Source organism: Cupriavidus sp. GW823-FHT07A04 (genome assembly GCF_058794615.1).
This window is the reverse complement of sequence record NZ_JBXAHA010000001.1, coordinates 511,895-529,667: the sequence shown is the minus strand read 5'-3', so window position 1 is coordinate 529,667 and position 17,773 is coordinate 511,895. Positions and strand designations below refer to the sequence as shown.

Sequence of the window (17,773 nt, the reverse complement as noted above, 5' to 3'; positions counted from 1 at the left end):
GGTAGGCTCGATTGGACTCGAACCAACGACCCCCACCATGTCAAGGTGGTGCTCTAACCAGCTGAGCTACGAGCCTATGGTACTGCTTGAAACTAACCGCTGTATGCGCTTGCTGCACTGCGCCTACGTCTTACTGCTTGTTCGTTGGTAGGCTCGATTGGACTCGAACCAACGACCCCCACCATGTCAAGGTGGTGCTCTAACCAGCTGAGCTACGAGCCTACGGAGAACGAAAGTATAGCATCACTTTCTTTTCGCTTGCAAGACCCCCACCACATCTTCGATCAAACCGAGTGCGCGCTGCAACTGCGTGGCCTCGGCAACCTCGGCGGTGAACTGCATCCGCGCGACGCCTTTGCTCGACAGCGTCTTCACGCCGGTGACGTTGATCTTCTCGCGCGACAGCACTTCGGAGATGTCACGCAGCAGCCCTTGCCGGTCGATCGCCTCCACGTGGATGTCCACCGGATAAACGGCATCGCTGCGCTTGCCCCACTCGGTATGGATCACGCGCTCCGGCGCACGCGCCGAGAGCTGCCCGAAGGTGTGGCAGGTGCGGCGATGGATCGAGACGCCGCGCCCGCGCGTGACAAAGCCCACGATCTCGTCCGGCGGCGCCGGCTTGCAGCATTTGGACATCTGCGTGAGCAGCGAATCCACGCCCACCACCAGCACACCGCTCTTGGCGCCACGCGCCACGCTGGTGGCGCGGCTCTTCTTGGTGACGGCCTCTTCCTCGCTCTGCACCACCGCGGCTTCGCCCTCGGGGTGCCGCAGCGCCTGCTCCACATGGCGCAGGCTGAACTCATCCTTGGCAACCGCGGCGAACAGGTCGTCCGGCGTCTTGAAGCCCAGGCGCGCGGCAAGGTCATCCAGGTTGACAGCGGTCTTGCCCTCGCGCTGCAAGGTCTTGTCGATCAGCGCGCGGCCTTGCGACATGGTCTCTTGCGAATCCAGCGCATTGAACCAGGCGCGCACCTTGGCGCGCGCACGCGGGCTGGCCAGGTAGCCTAGTTCCGCGTTGAGCCAGTCGCGTGACGGGCCGCCCTGCTTGACGGCGATGATGTCCACCGTCTGGCCGTTCTTCAGCGGCGTGTTCAGCGGCACCATGGTGCCGTCCACACGTGCGCCGCGGCAGCGATGGCCCAGGTCCGTATGCAGGTAGTACGCGAAATCCACCGGCGTAGCGCCCTGCGGCAACGCCACCACGCGCGCCTGCGGCGTCAGTACATAGATGTGGTCGTCGATGGCCGCGTGCTTGAGCTGCTCCCAGGGCGACTCGTCGTGCGCAACCGAATGATCGGCGTCGTCCTTCCACGCCAGCAGCTGGCGCAGCCACGCGATCTTCTCGTCGTAGCGTTCGCTGGCGGAGAACTGGCCGCTATAGCCCTTGCTGCCCGCTTCCTTGTAGCGCCAGTGCGCGGCCACGCCGTACTCGGCGAAGTGATGCATCTCCTGGGTGCGGATCTGCACCTCGAAGGCGCGCCCGTCGTCGCCGATCACCACCGTGTGCAGCGACTTGTAGCCGTTCGATTTGGGCCGGGAAATGTAGTCGTCGAACTCACGCGGGATCGGCTGCCAGATATGGTGCACGATGCCCAGCACGGTGTAGCAATCCTTGATGTCGTCAACGATCACGCGGAAGGCGCGCACGTCGTAGAGATCGGCAAAGTCGAGCTCCTTGCCACGCATCTTCTTCCAGATGCTGTAGATATGCTTGGGCCGCCCGCTCACCTCGGCTCGGATCTCGGCCGATGCCAGCTCGGACTGCAGCCGCGCGATGGCGCTGGCGATATAGCCTTCGCGCTCGATGCGTTTTTCGTCGAGCAGCCGCGCGATGCGCTTGTAGGTGTCGGGCTGCTCGAAGCGGAATGCCAGGTCCTCCAGCTCCCACTTCATCTGCCAGATCCCGAGCCGGTTGGCCAGCGGCGCGTAGATGTCCAGCGTTTCGCGCGCGACCCCCGGCAGCGGCTGCGCCTTGACCTGCGCCAGCCAGCGCAGCGTCTGCAGCCGCGAGGCGAGGCGTACCAGCACCACGCGGATGTCCTGCGCGAAGGCCAGCAGCATCTTGCGCAGCGCCTCCACCTGCTCCTGGCGCGCGGCGATTTCATCCTTGGTGGTTTCGGGCGCGCCGCTGTGGCCCACCGCGATCGCGCCGATACGCAACAACTGCCGCACACCCTTGACCAGCCCCGCTACTTCTTCGCCGAAGAGCGGCTCGATTTCCGCCTCGCTGCCAGGTACGAACGCGGCCAGCGCGAACAGGCAGGCCGCCGCGCGCGCGGCATCGTCGACGCGCAGGCCGTCGAGAATGCGCAGCATGCCCTCGGCATGCGAGAGCACGGTTTCGCCCGTGGGCAGCAACGCAGCGCTGCCGCGCTCGCGCACGAACGCCAGGGCGCGCTCCACCAGCCCGGCATCGGGCGTGCCGGCAATCTGCCCGGTCAGGTCAGTCGACGTCACCATCTCGCTGCCCCAGTCTCACTTGAGCGCGGCGGTGACCACCACTTCGATCAGGTACTGCGGATTGGCCAGGCGAGCCTCCACGGTGGCGCGCGGGGGCGTATGGCCCTGCACCACCCACGCGTCCCAGACTTCGTTCATGATGCCGATCTGGTCGACGTCGGTGAGGAAGATCTGGCACGAGAGAATCCGGCTCTTGTCGCTGCCTGCTTCGTTCAAGAGGCGCTCGATATGGCCCAGCACCTCGCCGGTCTGGCCACGCAGGTCCGCGCCGGGATCGACTTCCGGCACCTGGCCGGCGAGGTAGACCACGCCGTTGTAGATCGCGTATTCGGACAGGCGCTTGCCCACGTGGGCGCGCTTCAGTTCATTGGTACTCATGGCAATACTTTAGTCGTCGGGTAAAACATCAAAATCATCGGGACCGGCCAGCGCCTCTCGCTTCAGCCCGCGCCCAGGAAAAACTGCTTGGCGATGGCCACTTGCGCGGGATCGATGAACGTCGGGGCATGCCCCACATCCGGCACTTCCACAGAAGTCACGTTGCGCCCGCGCGCCACCATCTCCGCCACCGTCTCGCGCGTGAGCAGATCGGACTGCGCGCCGCGCACCACCAGCGTGGGCGCCTGGATGGCCTCGAACATCTGCCACAGCGCCGCCTCGCCTGCGCTCACCTGCTCGGGCGTGGTCTCGCGGAACGGCAGCGCCATCGCCGGATCGTAATGCAAGCCCCATTCCAGGCCTTCGGCGCCCTGCACCGGCTTGAGGATGGCGCCATTGAGCTCGCGCCATTGCTCGGGCGTGTGCCGGCCAAAAGACGCGCTGATGGTCTGGAGGTAGGCGAGGCCTTCCTCGAAGGTCTTGAAGCGCACCGGCAGGCCCAGGTAGGCACCGATCCGCTCCACCGCCGAGGCGGCGATGCGCGGGCCCACGTCGTTGAGCAGCAGCTTGCGCACCGGCGACTTGGGCAGGCCAGCCAGCCCCATGCCGATCAGCCCGCCCATCGAGGTGCCGAACCAGTCGACCTGCTCGACATTGAGCCGAGCGATCAGGGTGACCATATCGGACACGTACTGCGGCACCACGTAGCGGCGCGGGTCCGCGAGCCAGTCCGAGCGGCCGCGCCCGACCACGTCGGGGCACACCACGCGGTACTCGCCGCACAAGGCGGCGGCCACCGTGTCAAAGTCACGGCCGGTGCGCGTCAGGCCATGCACGCACATCAGCACCCGGGGATTGGTGGGATCGCCCCATTCGTGATAGGCCATGCGGTGAAGGCCCGCCGGGCTGATGCACTGGACGAAGCCGAGGCGCGGACTGACTGACGACATCTGAACTCCCTGGCAATACGGTAGCGAGAACGGCGCCGCCGGCATGGTGGCGCCCGGGTTGGGCAAAGCTGGATTGTACGCTGCAGCAGTTACAATGCCACAGCATCGGGGTTCTCGCCGCCATGCCTTTGCCGCTGGCGCGCGACGGGTCCCTCGCGCAGTCCAACTCCAACGTGCAAAGCACTCCGACGAAAGGGCAAACATGCTTAAAGGCAAGACGGCACTGGTCACGGGTTCCACCAGCGGTATCGGGCTCGGCATCGCACAGGCACTGGCCGCCCAGGGCGCCAACATCATCGTCAACGGCTTCGGCGATGCGCAAGCCGCCGAGCGCGAGATCGCGCAGGCCGGCGCGGGCATTCGCGTGGGCTACCACGGCGCGGACATGAGCAAGTCCGCCGAGATCGAAGACATGATGCGCTACGCCGACGCGGAATTCGGCGGCGCCGACATCCTCGTCAACAATGCCGGCATCCAGTACGTGGCCAATATCGAGGACTTCCCGCCCGAGCGCTGGGACGCGATCATCGCCATCAACCTGACCTCCGCCTTCCACACCACCCGCCTCGCCCTGCCTGGCATGAAGCGCAAGGACTGGGGCCGCATCATCAATATCGCCTCCGCCCACGGGCTGGTGGCCTCCGCGCAAAAATCCGCCTACGTAGCCGCCAAGCACGGCATCGTCGGCCTGACCAAGGTCACCGCGCTGGAAACCGCCCAGACCGGGGTGACCGCCAATGCGATCTGCCCGGGCTGGGTGCTGACGCCGCTGGTGCAAAAGCAGGTGGAAGCGCGCGCGCAGAAGGACGGCATTCCCGTGGAGCAGGCCAAGCACGAGTTGGTGATCGAGAAGCAGCCTTCCGGCCAGTTCGTCACGCCCGACGAACTCGGCGCGCTGGCCGTGTTCCTGGCCAGCGACGCGGCCCGCCAGGTGCGCGGCGTGGCCTGGAACATGGATGGCGGTTGGGTGGCGCAATGAGCGCAATGAAAACAAAGGCACGGAGCATGCAGCGACGCCACGTTCTGCGCGCCCTGACCCTGGGCGCCGCCGCCTCGCTGGGGCTGCGCGCCGGTGCCAGCGCCGCTGCCGCCCCGCTCGCCATCGAGGTGTACAAGAGCCCGCAATGTGGCTGCTGCGAGGGCTGGGTCGAGCACCTGCGCGCGAATGGCATTGCCGTGACCGTGCGCGACGTGGAAGACACCGGCGTCTATCGCGCCCGCTTCGGCATGCCAGAGCGCTTCGGCTCCTGCCATACCGGCCGCATCGCAGGCTATGCGATCGAGGGGCATGTGCCGGCCGCCGACATCAGGCGGCTGGTAGCCAGCAAGCCCAAGGCCGTGGGCCTGGCCGTGCCCGCCATGCCGGTTGGCTCGCCAGGCATGGAACAGGGTAAGCGCAAGGACCCGTTCGATGTCCTGCTGGTCCGCGCGGATGGCGGCGCATCGGTCTTCGCCAGCTACAACAAGCGCAGCACCTGAAGCCCCCGGCGCTGAGAATAAAAAACCCCGCGAACGCAAGCTCGCGGGGTTTTTTTCATTGCGACAGCGCGTATCAGAGCAGCGGAGCGCCCGTCTTGCTCTGGATCTCTTCGCGGCTCACGCCCGGCGCGGTCTCCACCAGCTTCAAGCCGGCTTCGGTCACGTCGATCACGCCAAGGTCCGTGATGATGCGATTGACCACGCCCACGCCGGTCAGCGGCAGCGCGCACGACGCCAGGATCTTGATGTCCTCGCTGCCGTCCTTCTTCTTGGCGGTGTGTTCCATCAGGACCACCACGCGGCCGACACCAGCCACCAGGTCCATCGCGCCGCCCATGCCCTTGACCATCTTGCCCGGGATCATCCAGTTGGCCAGGTCGCCCTTCTCGCTGACCTGCATGGCGCCAAGGATAGCCAGGTTGATATGGCCGCCGCGAATCATCGCGAAGGAATCCGCCGAGGAGAAGATCGACGAGCCCGGCAGGGTCGTCACGGTCTGCTTGCCGGCGTTGATCATGTCGGCGTCGACCTCGGCCTCGGTCGGGAACGGGCCGATGCCCAGCAGGCCGTTCTCAGATTGCAGCCAGACTTCCATGCCTTGCGGCACGTGGTTGGCCACCAGCGTCGGCAGGCCGATGCCCAGGTTCACATAGAAGCCGTCCTGCAGTTCGCTCGCGGCGCGCGCCGCCATTTCGTCACGTGTCCATGCCATGATGATTCTCCTTAGCCCGCGGCACGCACGGTGCGCTGCTCGATGCGTTTCTCGGGGTTGGCGTTCAGCACGATGCGCTGCACGAAGATGCCCGGGGTGTGGACCTCATCCGGATCCAGCGTGCCGGTATCGACCAGGTGCTCGACCTCGACGACGGTGACCTTGCCGGCCATCGCGCACATCGGGTTGAAGTTGCGCGCGGTGCGGCGGAACACCAGGTTGCCGGCGCGGTCCGCCTTGTACGCCTTGACCAGGGCCACGTCAGCGGTCAGCGCGCGTTCCATCACGTACTGCTGGCCATCGAACTCGCGGATTTCCTTGCCGTCGGCCACGATGGTGCCCACGCCGGTCTTGGTGAAGAAGGCCGGGATGCCCGAGCCGCCGGCGCGCAGCTTCTCGGCCAGCGTGCCCTGCGGGGTGAATTCCAGTTCGAGTTCGCCGGCCAGGTACTGGCGCTCGAACTCCTTGTTCTCACCCACGTACGACGAAATCATCTTCTTGATCTGGCGTGTGGCGAGCAGCAGGCCCAGGCCGAAACCGTCAACGCCAGCGTTGTTCGAGATGCAGGTGAGTTGCTTGGCGCCGCTGTCGCGCAGCGCGGCAATCAGCGCCTCCGGGATGCCGCACAGACCGAAACCGCCAACCGCGATCGTCTGGCCGTCGCGAACGACGCCCGCGAGCGCCTCCGCGGCGCTGGCGTAGACCTTGTTCATGTTTGCTCCTTCCTCGGTGATTTCCTGTCATTGCGCCCGCCTCCAGGTGATGCCGGCGAGTCACGCAGGAAAATTGTAACGGTACAATCGGACGGAGATCGTCCAGTTGCCAACCGTCCGACAGCATACGCAAGCGTCGCATCCCGCGCCAATACGTACAATTACATAAGCAAATGCCCGCTATCGACTACCAGACCGCCTTCCAGCTCGCCCCAGTCGGCCTCGTGCTGTCGCGCGAGCGCATGATCGAGGACTGCAACGACGAGCTCTGCCGCATCTTTGGCACCACCCGGGCCGCCCTGATCGGCGAATCGTTCCAGGTGCTCTATCCCACCGCAGACGAGTTCGAGCGTACCGGCGCGCGCATCGTGCCGATCATGAACGCCAAAGGCTCCTACTCCGACGAGCGCATCATGAAGCGCGCCGGCGGCGACCTGTTCTGGTGCCACGTCACCGGGCGCTCGCTGGACCGCCTGCAGCCCTTGGGCGCCGGCATCTGGACCTTCGAAGACCTATCGCAGAAGCGCCCGGTCACCGCCGAGCTGACGGCGCGCGAACGCGATATCGCCGCGCAACTGGTGGATGGCAAGACCAGCAAGCAGATCGGCAAGCTGCTCTCCATCAGCCCCCGCACGGTGGACATCTACCGGGCCAGGCTGATGAAGAAGTACGGCGCCCATACCTCGGTCGACCTAGTGCAACGCCTGGTCAACCACTAAGGGCGGCGCCCTACTCCATCATCAGCGCCCGGATTGCCGGCGGCACGGGCACTGATTTTTCGGCCTCGTAGTCGCACCAGACCACCTTGGCGCCGCCTTGCGCGTACACCACGTCCGGCTGGTCGATGCGGCGGATCTCCATGCGGGTCTCGAAGCTCGTGCGCCCCAGGTCGCCCGCAAACATCCGGCACTCGATATCCCCGGGATAGCGCAACTGCTTCAGGAAACTCATGTGGGCGTTGATGATGACTGGCCCGCAACCGCTGGGGTCCTTGCCGCCATGTCCCAGCGACTCGAACCAGGCAATGCGCGCCTGTTCCAGGTAACGGAAGTAGACCGTGTTGTTGACATGGCCCATGGCGTCCATGTCGCCCCAACGGATGGGCATGCGCAGAGTGAATACGGGTTTCATCCGCGTGAGCGTAACACCGGGAGCCGGTCGCTTCCATCGGCGAAAGCGACGGTTCACGCATCGGCACATCGGGAGAACGGCTGCCTTGGCCTTCGATCAGCCAAGCATGCTCATCTCGGACCAATCCGAATCTGCCTTCAGACGTTGAGGCAAGTTCATGCCGGCGACGGACGCCGCCGGCATGATAGGCAAAACCAGGAGAACGATGGCTTAGCGGCGCACAGGGCGATCGCTGCCCGCCGCGCCGGGCATGGCGAGGCCGGAATCCGTCAGGGACGATTCCATGCGGCGGATCTGCTGCTGCAGCTGCTCCAGGCGGATACGGGAGGCACGGCTCTCGATTTCCGCGCTTTGCACCTCGATGCGCGCCGCCTTCTGCTCTTCGGCGATACGCTGGCGCTGCGCCTGCATCACGCGCACGTCTTCATTGAGCGCATTGGCACGCGCCTCGGTTTCTTGCAGTGCCTTGTCAAACGCGCGTTTTTGCGATGCCAGCACCTGGCGGCGGATATCGTCATCAGCCCAGACCGCGCTCTGCTGCGTTACCTGGCGGTAAGCCTGTTCCGCCGCCCCAATCGATTCGAAGCGGAAAACCCGCCAGAGATTCTTCTGGTAAAACAGCGCCACATAGCAAACCACCTGATCGTCCGCAAGCATCAGCGTGGTGCCGTAGTCGCCGTTGTAGCTGGTGCGCAGCTCGCGCACCGACCTGTCACGCAGGCGCTTCTGCAGCTCCGACACCAACCCCAGGGAAGCCGGCGAGGCCTGCGGCATGCTGCCCGAAGCGGTCAGCGGCGCCGGGGCCACCGACATCGGCACGGGCTCGGCCGCCGCCACGACACCGGAGGCGGACAGCGACAAGGCCAGGCCAATCAGACTGGCTAGCAAGGGGGCGCGGCAGGAATTATTCAACATGGCGTTCCGGCTGGGACAGGGACGAAATACGGTTCAGGAAATCGGGGTGCATCATGCGGCACTACCCGACGGCAATGATGCGCAGCGCGCACCTCACCGACCGCGGATTGTAACAAGCTTCCCAGCAGGGACCGCGTTTTGTAACCATTGCGGGATTGGCGTTGCCATTCCCGCAACAGCCCCACTGGCGCGTGGGGAGGCGTTGGCGCCACCCCACGCTACTGCAACTGCGCGCCGCTTAACGCTTGGCGATCGAGGTTTCTGCCTTGCTCACGAGGTCCACGCCAATCTGCTTCTTCCACTTGTCATAGACCTTGGCCGTGGCCTTGCGGAAGGCATCGTGCTCAGCCGGCGTCAGTTGCGCCACCTTCACACCGTGGGCCTCCATATCCTTCCAGGCCGGTGCGCCCGCCTCGACCAGGCCCTTGCGGGCCAGCGCCGTTTCCTGCTTGCCGGCGTCGATGGCGGCTTGCTTGACGATCTCGCGGTCGGCCGGCGTCCAGCTTTCCCAGATCTGCTTGTTGACCACGAAGATCAGCGGGTCAGCCACGTAGCCCCAGGTGGTCACGTACTTCTGGCCCACCGTGTAGAGCTTGGCGGCGGCGAACACCGATTGCGGATTTTCCTGGCCATCCACCGCGCCCGAGGCCATGGCCGGCTGCGCGTCGGCCCAGCTCATCTGGGTCGGGTTGGCACCGAGCGCGTTGAAGGTCTCGATATACAGCGGCGAGCCCACCACACGCAGCTTCATGCCTTTCAGGTCTTCCGGCTTGCGGATTTCGCGCTTGGAGTTGGAGACTTCACGAAAGCCGTTCTCGCCCCAGGCCAGCGGCACCACACCGGACTTGTCCAGGGTCGCGAAGATCGACTTGCCGACCTCGCCTTGCGTGAGGGCGTCCAGTGCCTTGTAGTCAGGCATCAGGAACGGCAACGAGAACAGGTTCAGCTCCTTGACCTGCGGCGACCAGTTGATGGTCGAGCCAACCGCCATGTCGATCACGCCCTGGCGGATCGCCGAGAACTCACGGGTCTGGTCGCCGGCCACCAGCGAGGTACCCGGGTACAGCTTGATGTTGATGCGGCCGCTGGTGCGCTGGCGCACCAGGTCGGCCCAGATCTCGCCGCCCTTGCCCCACGGGAAGGCCGGGCCGAGCACCAGCGACATCTTGTACTCGGCTTTGTAGCTCTGCGCCATGGCGCCAGCGGGCGCGAGGGCGGCAGCGGCGATGGTGGCTGCCAGCGACAGCATCAGGGCACGACGTTTCATGCGTTCTCTCCTCTCAGGATCTGTTGTGTGTTTCTTATGGGCAACGAGAATGTCAACACCTCGAATAACTCAATAACCCAGGTAGTCAGGCAACCAGGTCGCCAGCGGCGGGAAGGCCAGCACCAGCAGCATGGCGACGAACATCGCCAGCAGCATCCACACCACCCAGGGCACGGTCTCTTCCATGCGCACGCGCGCGATCCGGCACGAAACCATCAGGTTCACCGCCAGCGGCGGCGTGAACTGGCCAAGCGCGACCTTGAGCGTCAGCACCACCCCGAACCAAACCGGGTTCCAGTGAAAGGCATTGGCGATCGGCAGCAGCAGCGGCACGAAGATCAGGAAGATCGAGATGCCGTCGAGGAACATCCCCACCGTCATCAGCAAGGCCACGATCAGCGCCAGCACGCCATATTCGCCCAGCCCGGAATGCGCAATGGCATTGGCCAGCGGATCGATCACGCCCAGCGTGGACAGCGCGTAGGCAAAGATGCCGGCCAGCGCCACCACCAGCAGGATCACCGCGGAAGTCTCCGCCGCCTCCTGGAAGATCACGAACAGGTCGCGCATGCCGATGCTGCGGTAGATCACCATGCCAACGAACAGGCCGTACACCACCGCCACCACGGCGGCTTCGGTCGGCGTGAACCAGCCCGCGCGCATGCCGCCCAGGATCAGGAACGGCGCGACCAGGCCCCAGGCCGCTTCGCGCAGGCTCTTCCAGAACGGGGGACGCGGCAGGCCGGCCTCGATGGCGCCCATATTGTGCTTGCGCGCCAGCCAGACGGCCGGCACGATCAGCGCCACGCCGGCCAGGATGCCGGGGATCATGCCGGCTGCGAACAGCGCCGGCACCGAGGCGCCGGGCACCAGCACGCTGTAGATGATGAAGGCAACGGACGGCGGAATCAGGATGTCGGTTGCGGCGGCAGCGCCGACCACGGCCGCGCTGTACGCGCCGGGATAGCCGGCCCGCGACATCGCAGCAATCATCACGCCACCCACCGCGGCCGCATTGGCCGGGCCGGAGCCGGAGATGCCGCCCAGGAACATGGCAACCAGGATGGCCACCAGCGGCAGCATGCCCGGACCGCGCCCGACAATGGCAATGGCGAAGGTCACCAGCCGCTGCGCCACGCCGGAACGGTCGAAGATCGAGCCGACCAGCACGAACATCGGGATCGCCAGCAGCGGGTACTTGCCCAGGCCGGCGTAGAAATTCTGCGGCACGGCCAGCAGGCCGAACATCTGGGTGTCCACGTTGGACAGCCCGATCGCCACCAGGCCGCCAAGCCCCAGCGACACGCCGATCGGCACGCCCAGCATCATCAAGCCCAGGAACACCACGAACAGGATAATGGCAATGAGGGTCATGGCGTGGACTCCGAAGCTGCTGCGCCGGCAACGCGCTCGGCATGCAGGGCCTTGAGCGCGCGCAGGTTGCGCACCGCTACGCCGAGCGCCCGCAGCGCGATGGCGGCGGACAGCACCGGCAGCCAGACGGAGTACCACCAGCTCGGCACGCCAATGCCCGGCGAGGTCTCACCAAACGTGTATTCGTCCCACGCCACGCGAGCACCCAGCACCGCCAGCGCGATGAACATGACTGCAACGGCCACCGCCGACAGCACCGCCAGGCGCCGCTGCCGCGCCGCGCTGCCACGATCGAAAAAGAATTCAATGCGGATATTGCGGTCGCGCGCCACGGCCGCGCTGCCTGCCACCAGGGCCAGCACGATCATCAGGAAGACCGAGAATTCCTCGGTCCAGGCAAACGATTCATCGGTGAAATAACGGACCACCACGTTGGCGAAGGTGATGCACACCAGCAGCACCATGACGATTACGCCAACCCAGTCTTCAATTCGCGGCGATACCTTGAAGCCGCTGTCCCCTTGCTGGCTGGCGCCAGTCTCATCCGGCATGGCCGTGACGTGTTTTGGGTCGGCATCGCGCCGCCCCTCCCGATCTGCTTGCATCTCCCCGGCCTCCGGTCCGGTCCGCGCGGCGCCGCTGGCTGCGCACGGATTTTCTCTTTGAATTATGTAAAGACTTAATCTCAAGACATGGCGGATTATGCCAAGACTTGCCGAGCGCGCGGGAACTTTTGCTCCATGCCGCGCCAACAGGCAATCTTCTGGCCGTGGGAATCCGGCAGGCCATCGATTCCGCAGGGTGCCCAAGGGGACCGGATAAGCCCAGGGACCGGGAATCGCACGCCCCGCCGGCGCTTTTGGCGCGGGCCAGGGCCAACCTGCCGGCGGGCGCACGCAAGCGCGCGCCGCCCCTTCTGGCGGCTATACCATGCCGTCGTCGGCGGTAATGATTGCGCCGTTGATGAATGCCGACTGGTCGGACGCCAGCAGCAACAACAGGCCGTCCAGGTCCTCGGGCTTGCCCACGCGCTTGCGGGGCAGCATCTGGACCAGCTTCTGGCCGGCGTCGGTGTCCCAATGGTGGTGATTGATATCGGTGTCGATATAACCGGGGCAGATGGCGTTGACGTTGATGCCATGGCGCGCCCACTCCAGCGCCATCGACTTGGTCATGTGCACCACCGCGGCCTTGCTCATGCAGTACACGCCGATTTGCGAGAGCACCTTGAGCCCGGCGACCGAGGCGATATTGACGATACGCGACTGCGGCAGCGGATTGCCGTTCTTCTCGGCGCCCTTGGCGCGCGCAATCATGCGCTTGGCCACTTCCTGCGCCACGAAGAAAGCGCCCCGGGTATTGGTGTCGAAGACGAAATCGAAGTCGTCGGGGGTGACGTCGGTCAGGCGCTGGGTGGTGGAGACGCCCGAGTTATTGACCAGGATGTCGATCGCCCCGGCCTCGGTCTCGGCATGCGCCACCGCGGAGCGCACGCTGTCGTGGTCGGTCACGTCGAGCTGCACCACGTGCGCGCTGCCGCCCTCGGCCTCGATCGCGGCACGCAGCTCCTTGAGCCGCTCGGTACGCCGCGACGCCAGGATGACCTTGGCGCCGGCACTCGCCAGGACATGGGCAAACCGCGTGCCCAGACCGCTCGAAGCGCCTGTCACCAGCGCGACCTTGCCTTCCAGATTGATCGACAAACCCATAATGGCCTCTATGTTCGGGAGCCCCCGGCGCCGCCTGCCATGGCCACGGCCTACGGGAGCTCCTCGCGAAATCTGCCTGCTGAAACCGAAGGCAGCATATCAAAAAAAAGAACGGTCGTTCCAAAAAAAATCTTGCCTGACCATGGCGAGTCCCGGACAATGCCGGAGATTCTAAGAACTCGGGCCACAAAGGGAAAGAGGAAAAACGCGCATGGCCGCCACGATTTGGCGAGTGCGCCGCCCCGCCCTTGCCCCAAGTTCCGCCCGATCATCGCATCCCCGGTACCACCGAACACGGCATTTCCCACAATTGCGCGCAAGTTGCCAAGAATAGAGGGTTAGAGACAATGAATCAGCAACAGCTCCTGGAGCAGTACGGCCCCCGCGAGGCCATGGAATACGACGTCGTCATCGTTGGCGGCGGCCCCGCCGGCCTGGCAACCGCCATCCGCCTGAAGCAGCTCGCCCAGGAGAAAGGCACCGAGGTCAATGTCTGCGTGCTGGAAAAAGGCTCCGAGCCGGGCGCCCACATCCTGTCCGGCGCCATCATGGACCCGGTTGCGCTCAATGAGCTGATCCCCAACTGGAAGGAACTCGGCGCCCCGCTGAACCAACCGGTCGCTGAAGACAAGTTCCTGTTCCTCAACGAAACCGGTTCCAAGGCCACGCCGTCCGCCCTGCTGCCGGAGTGCTTCCACAACCACGGCAACTACATCGTCAGCCTGTCCAACTTCACGCGCTGGCTGGGGCAACAGGCCGAAGGCCTGGGCGTCGAGATCTTCCCGGGCTTCCCGGCCGCCGAGGTGCTCTACAACGACGACGGCTCGGTCAAGGGCGTGGCCACCGGCAACATGGGCATCAACAAGGAAGGCGAGCCGACCGAGAATTTCCAGCTCGGCATGGAGCTGCACGCCAAGTACACCATCTTCGCCGAAGGGTCGCGCGGCCACCTGGGCAAGCAGCTGATCGCCAAGTACAAGCTCGATGACGGCAAGGATCCGCAAAGCTACGGTATCGGCCTGAAAGAGCTGTGGGAGATCGATCCCGCCAAGCACCAGCCAGGCCTGGTGGTGCACACCGCCGGCTGGCCGCTGGACCCGGCCACCTACGGCGGCTCCTTCCTGTACCACATGGAAGACAACAAGGTCGCTGTGGGCTTCGTGGTGGGCCTGGACTACACCAACCCCTGGCTTTCCCCGTTCGAGGAGTTCCAGCGCTTCAAGACGCACCCGGAAATCCGCACGTATTTCGAAGGTGGCAAGCGCATCAGCTACGGCGCGCGCGCCATTACGGCCGGCGGCCTGCTGTCGCTGCCCAAGACCGTGTTCCCGGGTGGCGCCCTGGTCGGCTGCGACGCCGGTTACCTGAACGCCTCGCGCATCAAGGGCAGCCACGCTGCCATCAAGACCGGCATGATGGCCGCCGAAGCCGCCTATGATGCGCTGCAGGCCAACCGCCAGCACGACGAACTGACGGCCTACCCGACCGCCTTCGAGAACAGCTGGCTGCACAAGGAACTGCTGCAGGCAAAGAACTTCAAGCAGTGGTTCAAGAAGGGCCGCACCACCGCCACGCTGATGACCGGCATCGAGCAATGGCTGCTGCCCAAGCTGGGCATCCGCAACCCGCCCTGGACCATCCACCGCGAGAAGCCGGACCACGTCTACCTCAAGCCAGCCGCCGAGTGCCCGCAGATCGTTTACCCGAAGCCGGACGGCAAGCTCACCTTCGATCGCCTCAGCTCGGTGTTCATCAGCAACACCAACCATGAGGAAAACCAGCCGGCCCACTTGACGCTCAAGGACGCAAGCGTCCCAGTCAATGTCAACTGGGACAAGTTTGCCGGCCCCGAAAGCCGCTACTGCCCAGCCGGTGTGTACGAGTTCGTGCAGAATGACGACGGCAAGGAACGCCTGCAGATCAACGCGCAGAACTGCGTGCACTGCAAGACCTGCGACATCAAGGATCCCACCCAGAATATCGTATGGGTGACGCCGGAAGGCGGCGGCGGCCCGAACTACGTGGGTATGTAACTTAGCCGCATGGCAAGAACAACGGCACCGGGTTCGGTGCCGTTTTTTTTGGGCTCAGACCTGCGGGCTCGACGTTGCGGGCGACGTCAGTGAATCATGGTAGAGCGGCTTGTCGTCGGCCACGCTCTGATACCAGCCAATCACATCAGCCACGCCCGCAATCAGCGTGATGAGTGCCGGGCCAGCAAGCGGCACCTGCCCGATCCCGTCGATCAGGGCCAGCACCACGTCCGTCATGCCGCCCGCCTCGCGCGGCTTGCCGAGGGCGGTGGCCGAGGCCACGTCCAGGGGCGACATCCCGACCAGCAGGCGTGTGCCGTCGGCACCGGCGTCGGCACTAACTGGCTTGGTTCCACTCGAAAAATCTTCCAGTCCCAGCGCGCGTTCGTCCATCGACAAAGCACTCGCCTGGCTGCCGCCCTGCGCGATATCAGCCATGGCTGGCATGGCAATGGCTAGCAGGGCTGCCAGGATGGGCGCGCGCAATTGCGCGCCAAGGCGGGATAAACGCTTCATGATGTCTCCTTGTGGCAGGAATCGGGATACCGGCCCGCCACAATGCCAGCATGCCGTGCCGGATCTTCTCGCAGGGAACAGTAGAGACGGGAAGCGTGATTCGGGCAAGAATCCGTGTTAGCAGGATGACTCCAAACGCCGCCCCCTCTCACGCGGCGGTGACCTGCATGCTGGCATTGGCCAGCAACTGCTCATAGATAAAGCACTGGAGCAGCGTCAGCTCGCGCTCGCCTAGGGCTTCGAACACAACGCCGAACGTGGGAAACTCCACATCGCCCTCGGCAGGCAACGCGTTGCGCACCACCCCGTCGACCATGATCTCGCTGTCCAGCGCGGCGGTGCGCAGATGGAAGCACAAGCGTACCGGCGCACCGGGCGCCGGCACTGCGCCGGCGATCTGGATCTGCGCGCCGCCAGTGCTCAGGTCGGTCAGCAACACCAGGCGGGCAGGCTGGTGCTGTGCCGCAGCCTCATCGTCCGTGCTGCCGGGATCCACAAGGTAAGCCGCCAGCCGCGTCAGCACGCGGGTCGCCTTGCGCACCGGCATCTGCTGCGGCTCGGCCGGCGCCGACAAGACCAGGTAGCGGAATGGACTGCGGCAGATGGCGGTCACCGTCGACTCGAAACTGAGGATGGCGTGACCGGAAAAGCCGCGCAGCAACACCGTCTCGCCGGGCTTGAGCTGCAGTTCCTTCCCGCCGAGCTGCGGCCAGGTCACGAACAGGCCCTGCTCGACAAATCCGATCAGCCGGCTGGCCGCGGCGCGCCCGGTCTGCCCCGGCGATTTGACCTGAAGCAGCGTGCCCACCTGCAGGCCAAGCGGCCCCGCACTGGCCAGCCGCCCGCTGTCCATCGGCTCGCCCGGTTCGCCCGGCTCGTCCTCCGGCCGGCACACAGTGCCATGGCGAAACACCAGGGCGACGTCGCGGTCCTCGGGAATCACGCTGCCGCTGCCGAGCACGAGATTGCCTGCCTCGTCCAGCAAGGACCAAGGCAAGGGCTGGCCGACGGGGAGATCGTTAGGGGTGAGTGCAATCATGGTTAGCACCGGTGAACGCCCGGGCAGCGGGCGTGGCAGATCCAACGGCGGCTACGGGAACGCAGAAACGGTCGTCCCGGCCACCACCTAGCGAGGCGCTCAGTGCACAGAGCGGCTGGCGCGGCTGCCTCAAGGCGCCGCGATGTACCAAGTGAATAGCGCATCCCATCCAGTTTGCTATCGGCGCATTCCTGGAAAACCTTGAGAACAATCGGACAGCCAAGGGGGCAGGCATGCCTTGACGCCGTCTCGCTTTCCTCGCAAAATCTCGCCACAATCTGTCTGACAGCCTTACATATTAATCGATGACCATCCTAAGCCGCCCCGCCTCGCTTGCCGCACGTATCGCCGACGCCCTGCGCGCCGACATCGCAGCGGGCCGCTTTGCCGCCGGCGCCCGGCTCCCGGCCGAAGCCGCCCTTGGCGAGACTTTTGGCGTGAGCCGCCCCATCGTCCGGGAGGCCATTGCACAACTGAAGGCGGACGGGCTGCTGGTCACGCGCAAAGGCTCGGGTGCCTATGTATCGGACACGCCCGGCGGGCAGGTATGGCGCATGGCCCCCGAACTGCAAGGCGGTCCGACCCCGGCCCAGCTATTCGAGTTGCGCATGGTGGTGGAATGCGCCTGCGCCGAAATGGCCGCGCTGCGCCGCACCGACGAGGACCTGCAAGCCATCCACGCCGCGCTGGCCGCGATGCGCGAGCACGCCGAAGATTTCACCAGCGCCGCAGCCGCCGACGTGGCGTTCCACCACGCCATCGCGCAGGCCGCGCACAACCCCTGCTTCACCGGCCTGACCGATTTTGTTGGCCAGCACATGCTGGCGGCGCGGCAAACCGCCTGGGAAAACGCCGCCCGCTTTCGCGGCGGCTCGCAGGGCGCGGATAGCGAGCACACCGCGCTGGTGCAGGCCATTGCCGCCGGCAACGCCAGCGCGGCGCGGCAGGCCGCACGCAGGCACCTCGGCGCGGCAGCCAAGCGCATGGGGCTGACTTTGCGTTAAGCCCTGGCGCGCAGAGCGCAGGGCCTATCCACGGCACAACACAATCCAGGGACCCGCGGCACGTACCGCCTGACAGGCGCCGGCCGC

18 protein-coding genes and 2 tRNA genes are annotated in these 17,773 nt (G+C 65.4%); 5 read left to right on the top strand and 15 right to left on the bottom strand.

The genetic code is table 11. The features are described from left to right. Nucleotides 1-2: 2 nt before the first annotated feature. The 5 genes from AC1Q7Q_RS02485 to phaZc all read right to left on the bottom strand — a co-directional run bounded on the left by AC1Q7Q_RS02485 (nucleotide 3) and on the right by phaZc (nucleotide 3,794). Nucleotides 3-76: transfer RNA gene (locus AC1Q7Q_RS02485), tRNA-Val, on the bottom strand. Nucleotides 77-145: 69 nt separating this feature from the next. Beyond that, nucleotides 146-222: transfer RNA gene (locus AC1Q7Q_RS02480), tRNA-Val, on the bottom strand. 21 nt (nucleotides 223-243) lie between these two features. Further along, nucleotides 244-2,466: a RelA/SpoT family protein gene (locus tag AC1Q7Q_RS02475; RefSeq protein WP_492374729.1), complete on the bottom strand. Its 2,223-nt coding sequence runs from the start codon at nucleotides 2,464-2,466 to the stop codon at nucleotides 244-246. Between the two features lie 15 nt (nucleotides 2,467-2,481). Continuing rightward, nucleotides 2,482-2,844 (bottom strand): RidA family protein, encoded by a 363-nt coding sequence (locus AC1Q7Q_RS02470; RefSeq protein WP_416048153.1) that lies wholly within the window; start codon nucleotides 2,842-2,844, stop codon nucleotides 2,482-2,484. A gap of 62 nt (nucleotides 2,845-2,906) precedes the next feature. Then, entirely contained in the window at nucleotides 2,907-3,794 is an 888-nt protein-coding gene (phaZc, locus tag AC1Q7Q_RS02465) for a 3-hydroxybutyrate-oligomer hydrolase PhaZc (RefSeq protein WP_492374730.1), read from the bottom strand. Nucleotides 3,795-3,996: 202 nt separating this feature from the next. Between phaZc and AC1Q7Q_RS02460 the strand changes: the two genes are divergently transcribed. Together AC1Q7Q_RS02460 and AC1Q7Q_RS02455 are read left to right on the top strand one after the other, a co-directional pair. Beyond that, entirely contained in the window at nucleotides 3,997-4,773 is a 777-nt protein-coding gene (locus AC1Q7Q_RS02460) for a 3-hydroxybutyrate dehydrogenase (protein WP_492374731.1), read from the top strand. A gap of 26 nt (nucleotides 4,774-4,799) precedes the next feature. Continuing rightward, nucleotides 4,800-5,273 carry a DUF411 domain-containing protein gene (locus tag AC1Q7Q_RS02455; protein ID WP_492374732.1) on the top strand — a complete coding sequence of 158 codons (474 nt, stop codon included), beginning with the start codon at nucleotides 4,800-4,802 and terminating at the stop codon, nucleotides 5,271-5,273. A gap of 73 nt (nucleotides 5,274-5,346) precedes the next feature. On the opposite strand, the gene AC1Q7Q_RS02450 is transcribed toward AC1Q7Q_RS02455, so the two are convergent. Next, the gene (locus tag AC1Q7Q_RS02450; protein ID WP_150983922.1) at nucleotides 5,347-5,985 is read right to left on the bottom strand and encodes a CoA transferase subunit B; all 639 of its coding nucleotides are present in this window, start codon (nucleotides 5,983-5,985) and stop codon (nucleotides 5,347-5,349) included. An 11-nt stretch (nucleotides 5,986-5,996) separates the two neighbouring features. Next, on the bottom strand, nucleotides 5,997-6,698 hold the full coding sequence (locus AC1Q7Q_RS02445; protein WP_492374733.1) for a CoA transferase subunit A: 702 nt from the start codon (nucleotides 6,696-6,698) through the stop codon (nucleotides 5,997-5,999). A gap of 173 nt (nucleotides 6,699-6,871) precedes the next feature. Between AC1Q7Q_RS02445 and AC1Q7Q_RS02440 the strand changes: the two genes are divergently transcribed. Next, nucleotides 6,872-7,417: a PAS domain-containing protein gene (locus AC1Q7Q_RS02440; protein WP_492374734.1), complete on the top strand. Its 546-nt coding sequence runs from the start codon at nucleotides 6,872-6,874 to the stop codon at nucleotides 7,415-7,417. A gap of 10 nt (nucleotides 7,418-7,427) precedes the next feature. Here the strand turns inward: AC1Q7Q_RS02440 and AC1Q7Q_RS02435 are convergent, their stop codons facing one another. From AC1Q7Q_RS02435 to AC1Q7Q_RS02410, 6 genes are all read right to left on the bottom strand, one after another. Next, nucleotides 7,428-7,829 carry an acyl-CoA thioesterase gene (locus tag AC1Q7Q_RS02435; RefSeq protein ID WP_492374735.1) on the bottom strand — a complete coding sequence of 134 codons (402 nt, stop codon included), beginning with the start codon at nucleotides 7,827-7,829 and terminating at the stop codon, nucleotides 7,428-7,430. Nucleotides 7,830-8,039: 210 nt separating this feature from the next. Further along, a complete protein-coding gene (locus AC1Q7Q_RS02430) occupies nucleotides 8,040-8,744 on the bottom strand; it encodes a DUF2968 domain-containing protein (protein WP_174422757.1) in 705 nt (234 codons plus the stop codon). Nucleotides 8,745-8,982: 238 nt separating this feature from the next. After that, complete coding sequence (locus AC1Q7Q_RS02425) at nucleotides 8,983-10,011, bottom strand: DctP family TRAP transporter solute-binding subunit (RefSeq protein WP_492374736.1); 1,029 nt, start codon at nucleotides 10,009-10,011, stop codon at nucleotides 8,983-8,985. Between the two features lie 69 nt (nucleotides 10,012-10,080). Then, entirely contained in the window at nucleotides 10,081-11,385 is a 1,305-nt protein-coding gene (locus tag AC1Q7Q_RS02420) for a TRAP transporter large permease (protein ID WP_492374737.1), read from the bottom strand. Next, nucleotides 11,382-11,990, bottom strand: coding sequence for a TRAP transporter small permease (locus tag AC1Q7Q_RS02415; protein WP_492374738.1), 609 nt, complete (start codon nucleotides 11,988-11,990; stop codon nucleotides 11,382-11,384). The genes AC1Q7Q_RS02420 and AC1Q7Q_RS02415 overlap by 4 nt, the downstream gene beginning before the upstream one ends. 318 nt (nucleotides 11,991-12,308) lie before the next feature. Continuing rightward, entirely contained in the window at nucleotides 12,309-13,094 is a 786-nt protein-coding gene (locus AC1Q7Q_RS02410; protein ID WP_043345010.1) for an SDR family oxidoreductase, read from the bottom strand. Between the two features lie 347 nt (nucleotides 13,095-13,441). On the opposite strand from AC1Q7Q_RS02410, the gene AC1Q7Q_RS02405 reads away from it, so the two are divergent. Beyond that, on the top strand, nucleotides 13,442-15,127 hold the full coding sequence (locus AC1Q7Q_RS02405) for an electron transfer flavoprotein-ubiquinone oxidoreductase (protein ID WP_492374739.1): 1,686 nt from the start codon (nucleotides 13,442-13,444) through the stop codon (nucleotides 15,125-15,127). Between the two features lie 54 nt (nucleotides 15,128-15,181). On the opposite strand, the gene AC1Q7Q_RS02400 is transcribed toward AC1Q7Q_RS02405, so the two are convergent. Together AC1Q7Q_RS02400 and AC1Q7Q_RS02395 are read right to left on the bottom strand one after the other, a co-directional pair. Next, complete coding sequence (locus tag AC1Q7Q_RS02400; protein WP_492374740.1) at nucleotides 15,182-15,643, bottom strand: hypothetical protein; 462 nt, start codon at nucleotides 15,641-15,643, stop codon at nucleotides 15,182-15,184. 148 nt (nucleotides 15,644-15,791) lie between these two features. Beyond that, entirely contained in the window at nucleotides 15,792-16,682 is an 891-nt protein-coding gene (locus AC1Q7Q_RS02395; RefSeq protein WP_492374741.1) for a flagellar brake protein, read from the bottom strand. A gap of 305 nt (nucleotides 16,683-16,987) precedes the next feature. Here AC1Q7Q_RS02395 and AC1Q7Q_RS02390 point away from each other — a divergent pair, with 305 nt between their 5' ends. Then, a complete protein-coding gene (locus tag AC1Q7Q_RS02390) occupies nucleotides 16,988-17,686 on the top strand; it encodes a FadR/GntR family transcriptional regulator (protein WP_492374742.1) in 699 nt (232 codons plus the stop codon). Nucleotides 17,687-17,773 lie beyond the last annotated feature (87 nt).